2 protein-coding genes are annotated in these 2323 nt (G+C 71.9%); both read left to right on the forward strand.

Translation table 11 applies throughout. The annotated features are described in order from the left end of the window. Positions 1 to 60: 60 nt before the first annotated feature. Complete coding sequence (locus AOJ26_RS40715) at positions 61 to 540, forward strand: DUF1772 domain-containing protein (protein WP_053853356.1); 480 nt, start codon at positions 61 to 63, stop codon at positions 538 to 540. 261 nt (positions 541 to 801) lie between these two features. Further along, a complete protein-coding gene (locus AOJ26_RS40720) occupies positions 802 to 2289 on the forward strand; it encodes a glutamate synthase subunit beta (protein ID WP_053853357.1) in 1488 nt (495 codons plus the stop codon). Positions 2290 to 2323: the final 34 nt, after the last annotated feature.

A 2323-nucleotide genomic window follows, 5' to 3' on the forward strand; every position in this document is an offset into this window, starting at 1 on the left:
GGGCGGGATTGACTGGTGGGGACGGGTGGTGCCGGGCCGGACGCGGGAGCTGGTGTTGAGATGATCGATGGGCCTTACTTCGTGCTGGTGGTGCTCGGGGTGCTGGGGACCGGGCTGGTGGCCGGGGTGTTCTGTGCGTTCTCGACGTTCGTGATGAGGGGGCTCGCCGCGTTGCCGCCCGCGCAGGGCGTCGCCGCGATGAACGCGGTCAACGTCAGCGCGGTGCGGCCGCCGTTCATGGCCGTGTTCGCCGGCTCCGCGGTGCTGTGCTCGGTGATCGCGGTGGTGACGTTCGTGCTGTGGCCGGACGAGGGGACCGTGGAGCTGCTGGTGGGGAGCGCGCTGTATCTGTTCGGCACGTTCGGGCTGACGATGGTCGCGAACGTGCCCCGCAACGACGCCCTGCTGAAGCTGGACCCGGGCACCTCGGAGGCGACGGCGTACTGGCCGGCGTACGTGCGCGAGTGGACGATGTGGAACCACATTCGCGCTGTCGCCTCAGGCGCGGCGGCGCTGGCGTACCTGCTGGCCCTCACCTGAGCGCGCGAACACCCCCGGCTGCACACCCGTCGCCGACCCGGCTCCCGGAACCCAGCTCCCGGAACCCAGCTCCAAAGTCCAGCTCCGGAGTACAGCCGGCTGAGCTCCGGGAAAGCGCTGTCCCACAGCGCACACCGGCACTCTGCGCGAGTGGCCGAGGAGTCGTATCGTGGCCGAAAGAAGTTCCGCAGGAGTGCCGCCCGATGACGCACGGCCACGTCGGACGCGTAAGCGTCACCAGCGCGAGCGAGGAAGACGGCCATGGCCGATCCCAAGGGATTCATGACCACCCCCCGCCAGGACTGGCCCCGCCGGCCGGTCGAGGAGCGGGTCCGGGACTGGGACGAGGTGTACGTCCCGGGCGGGCTGCTGCCCATCGTCAGCAAGCAGGCGGATCGCTGCATGGACTGCGGTGTCCCCTTCTGCCACCAGGCCTGTCCGCTGGGGAACCTCATCCCCGAGTGGAACGACCTGGTCTCGCGGGAGGACTGGCGGCAGGCCGCCGACCGGCTGCACGCGACGAACAACTTCCCCGAGTTCACGGGGCGGTTGTGTCCGGCGCCGTGCGAGGCGGGCTGTGTGCTCGCCATCAACCAGCCGGCGGTCACCATCAAAAACGTCGAGGTGGCCGTCGCCGACCGGGCCTGGGAGCTCGGGTTCGCGCCGCCCCGGCCGCCGGACCGGTTGTCCGGGCGGACCGTGGCGGTGATCGGGTCGGGGCCGACCGGGCTCGCCGCGGCGCAGCAGTTGACGCGGGCGGGGCACACGGTCGCCGTCTTCGAGAAGGACGACCGGCTCGGCGGGCTGATGCGGTACGGCATCCCCGAGTTCAAGATGGAGAAGCACCATCTGGAGCGGCGGATCGAGCAGATGCGGGCCGAGGGGACGAAGTTCCGTACGTCGACGGCGGTGGGCCGCGATGTCGGGGCGGCGGAGTTGCGGACGCGGTACGACGCGGTGGTGATCGCCACGGGGGCCACGGCGTGGCGCGAACTGGACGTGCCGGGGCGGGAGTTGGCGGGGGTTCGGCAGGCCATGGAGTATCTGCCGTGGGCCAACCGGGTCTGCGAGGGGGAGTTGGCGGTGTCCCCGATGTCGGCCGCCGGGAAGCATGTCGTGATCGTGGGCGGGGGCGACACGGGGGCCGACTGTCTGGGGACAGCGGTGCGTGAAGGGGCCGCCTCCGTGACCCAGTTGGACATCTACGCGCAGCCGGGAGGTGAGCGGGACGAGGATGTCGAGCCGTGGCCGACGTACCCGAAGATCTACCGGTTGTCGGCGGCGCACGAGGAGGCCCGTGATCTGGTGACGGCGCCCGCGGCGGACGCGGACGCGCGCCTGTTCGCGGCGTCCACGCTGCGCTTCACCGGCGACGAGGACGGGCAGGTGCGGTCGTTGCACCTCGTCGAGGTGGACGCGGCGCGGCGGCCGGTGACGGGCACGGAACGGACGCTGCCCGCGGACCTCGTGCTGCTGGCGCTCGGGTTCTCCGGGCCGGACCGGGAGGACGGGCTCGTGGAGCAACTGGGGCTGGAGCTGGAGCCCCGGGGGACGGTCGCGCGGGACGCGGGGTTCGGTACGAACGTGCCGGGGGTGTTCGCCGCGGGGGACGCCGCCCGGGGGCAGTCGTTGATCGTGTGGGCGATCGCGGAGGGGCGGGCGGTCGCGGCGGCGGTCGACCGCTATCTGACGGGGAGTTCCCAACTGCCGGCGCCGATCGGGCCGTACGACCGGCCGATGATGGTGTAGGTCGGCAGAGGGACGCCAGCCCCTCCCCTTCCCC

Origin of the sequence: Streptomyces sp. NRRL B-24085, from assembly GCF_001282115.1 — a bacterium.
Taxonomy (GTDB): Bacteria; Actinomycetota; Actinomycetes; order Streptomycetales; family Streptomycetaceae; genus Streptomyces.